The following is a 3,132-nucleotide window of genomic DNA, read 5'->3' on the forward strand; positions in this document are numbered from 1 at the left end:
GGCCGGCGCGTGCGACACCGAGGCTGAGGCCGGGCGCATGCGCCGGCAGCCAGCCGGCCCACGCCGGGTAGCGGCGCAGGAAGTGGAACACGAAGAAGCTGCGCACCAGCCGCCACAGGCTGGACTCCTGCAGGTCGGTGGCCTCGATGCGCTTGCAGCAGTGGGCCATCAGGTGATCGAGCCGCTCGCCCAGCCGGCGGTTGAAGTCGCGGTCGCGGATCATCACGTTGGCCTCGAGGTTGAGCGACAGGCTCAGCGGATCGAGGTTGCTGGAGCCCACGGTGGACCACTCGTCGTCGGCCACCGCCACCTTGCCGTGCAGCGGGCGCTCGCAGTACTCGTAGATGTGCACGCCGGCGCGCAGCAGGTGGTGGTACAGCATCTCCGCGGCGCTCTTGACGATGGCCATGTCGGGCTCGCCCTGCAGGATCAGCGAGACCTGCACGCCCCGCCGCGCCGCCCGGCGCAGCTCCCTCAGCAACCGGTAGCCGGGGAAGAAGTAGGCATTGGCGATCACCAGACGGTGGCGCGCGGCGCGGATCACGGCGCGGTAGTGGCGCTCGATGTCCTGCGGGTGCTCGCGGTTGTCGCGCGTGACGAACATCGCCTGGGCGGCGCCGGCGGCGGCCTGCGGCGGCAGCGCCGACGGCGGTGCGCGACGTCGGAACCAGCGGCGCTCCGAGGAGGACCGGCCCGGGCGCCCTTCGACGATGGCCTGCTGCACGAAGCGCTGGATGTGCGCCACCAGCGGGCCTTCCAGCTCCACCGCGTAGTCCTGCTTGGCCTCGGGCCCGAAGTCGGCCAGGTGATCGGCCGAATAGTTGATGCCGCCGACGAAGGCGCGCTCGCCGTCCACCACCACGATCTTGCGGTGCATGCGGCGGAACAGGTTGGTGCGCCAGCCGAACAGCCGCGTGCCGGGGTCGAACACGTGCACGCGCACGCCGGCCTCGGTGAGCGCGCCGATGAAGGCCGGCGACAGGTCGGGCGAGCCGAAGCCGTCGATCGTGATGTCGACCTTCGCGCCGTTGCGTGCCGCCGACAGCAGCGCGGCATGCAGCGCGAGCCCGACCTTGTCCTCGAACAGGATGAAGGTCTCCAGCAACACCTCGTGGCGCGCCGCGGCGATGGCCTCGAACACGCGCGGGAAGTAGGCCTCGCCGTTCTCCAGCAGCGTGAAGCGGTTGCCGTCGACCCAGCGTGGCGCGCTCACAGCGAGATCTCCGCGGCCAGCGGCGCATGGTCCGACAGGTGCGACCACGGCCTGCGTGGCAGCACCATGGGCGCGTGCACCGCGGCGTTGCGCACGTAGATGCGGTCGAGCTGCAGCATCGGGAAGCGGGCCGGGAAGGTGCGGGCGGAAGTGCCTCCCGAGTGCAGGAACACCTCGCGCAGGCCGGCGCGGTGCTCCAGCACGCGGTGCGCGCTGCGCCGCCAGTCGTTGAAGTCGCCGGCCACCACCAGCGGCGCGTCGGCCGGCACCTCGCGCTCGACCAGCTCGCACAGCAGCGCGAGCTGCCGGCTGCGGTGCGACTCCTGCAGGCCCAGGTGCACGCACACCGCGTGCACGTTGGCGCTGCGGCCGGGCAACTGCAGCACGCAGTGCAGCAGGCCGCGCCGCTCGGGCCCGCTGATCGACACGTCGAGGTTCTCGTGCCGCAGGATCGGGAACTTGGACAGCACCGCGTTGCCGTGGTGGCCGTGCGGATAGACCGCGTTGCGGCCGTAGGCGAACTGAGGCCAGATCGAATCGGCGAGGAACTCGTAGTGCGGCACCGCCGGCCAGTTGGCGAGGCGGGCGGTGTGGCGCTCGTGCGTGCCCTGCACTTCCTGCAGGAACACCACGTCGGCACCCACGGTGCGCACGGCGTCGCGCAGCTCATGCAGCATGAACTTGCGGTTGAACGAGGTGAAGCCTTGTGGGTGTTCACGGTCAGCACCTTGAAGGCGAAGGAAGACGAGGCGTCGGCGGAACTCATGGCAGGGAAGAGGAGACGATCCCATTTGTACCGAGCGCCGCGCGCCGGCGCTGTAGGAGGAAGGCGCGTGCCGCCGACGGACGGCGGCGCTGGCGCGGGCCCGGGCCGGTTCGGGCGACACTCGCGGCTGCCCCCGCATGGAAACCATCGCCGTCATCGACTTCGAAACCACCGGCATCTCGCCCGGCCAGGGCGCGCGCGCCACCGAGATCGCCGCGGTGCTGGTGCGCGGCGGGCAGATCGTCGGCCGCTACCAGAGCCTGATGAACAGCGGCGCCTGGGTGCCGCCGTTCATCGAGCAGCTCACCGGCATCAGCAACCGCATGCTGGAGCGCGCGCCGCCGGCCGAGCGGGTGATGCGCGAGGTGCTCGACTTCACCGCGGGCTGCCCGCTGGTGGCGCACAACGCGGCCTTCGACCGCGGTTTCTGGCAGGCCGAGCGCGCCCGCGCCGGCTGTGACGAGGACGCCGCCCACGCGTTCGCCTGCACGCTGCTGCTGGCGCGCCGCCTCTACCCCGAAGCGCCGAACCACCGGCTGGGCACGCTCGCGAAGCTGCATGCGCTCCCCGACGGCGGCCGCGCCCACCGCGCGCTGGCCGATGCCGAGACCGCCGCCCACCTGCTGCTGCGCATGCAGGACGACCTGCGCGCCCGCTTTGCCGCCGAGCTGGCCGAGCGTGCGGTGAGCCATGCGCTGCTGGCCCGCCTGCAGCGGGCGCAGCGCAGCGGCCTGCGGCGCTGCCTGGCCGAGGCCGGCCTGTGAGTCCCCGCAAGCCGGGGACTCAAGTTCCAGCGGCGGTGGCCGACAACACGGCCATGACTCCCTCCACCGCCGACACCGCGGCCACCGTGCGCAACGAGCAGTTGCACCAGCACGGCGCGCTGGTGCGCCGCATCGCCAAGCGCATGCGCGCGCGGCTGCCGGCCAACGTGGAGATGGACGAGCTGCTGCAGGCCGGCCTGATCGGCCTGAACGAGGCGATCACTCGCTTCGAGGAAAGCTTCGGCGCCAGCTTCGACACCTATGCCTCGCGCCGCATCGAAGGCGCCATGCTCGACAGCCTGCGCGCCGCCGACACCCTGTCGCGCGACGCCCGTGCCCACCAGCGCGCCATCCGCGCCGCGGTGCAGGCGCTCGAGCACCGCCTGCTG

The 3,132-nt window shown here is 72.0% G+C and carries 3 protein-coding genes and 1 pseudogene; 2 read left to right on the plus strand and 2 right to left on the minus strand.

Annotation, left to right across the window (positions count from 1 at the left end):
- The coding region (clsB, locus tag x551_RS20235; RefSeq protein ID WP_036250646.1) for a cardiolipin synthase ClsB at positions 1-1,213 on the minus strand (1,213 nt) is incomplete at its 3' end.
- Positions 1,210-1,979 (minus strand): annotated as a pseudogene (locus tag x551_RS20240) (endonuclease/exonuclease/phosphatase family protein). The pseudogene x551_RS20240 and the gene clsB, both read right to left, overlap by 4 nt.
- Before the next feature lie 137 nt (positions 1,980-2,116).
- Between x551_RS20240 and x551_RS20245 the strand changes: the two are divergent.
- Positions 2,117-2,743, plus strand: coding sequence for a 3'-5' exonuclease (locus tag x551_RS20245; RefSeq protein ID WP_036236133.1), 627 nt, complete (start codon positions 2,117-2,119; stop codon positions 2,741-2,743).
- Between the two features lie 53 nt (positions 2,744-2,796).
- Positions 2,797-3,132 (plus strand): sigma-70 family RNA polymerase sigma factor (locus x551_RS20250; RefSeq protein ID WP_152543613.1); only part of this gene is annotated, 336 nt, incomplete at its 3' end.

The sequence above is a fragment of the Methylibium sp. T29 genome (assembly GCF_000576205.1).
GTDB classification, from domain to species: Bacteria; Pseudomonadota; Gammaproteobacteria; order Burkholderiales; family Burkholderiaceae_C; genus Methylibium; species Methylibium petroleiphilum.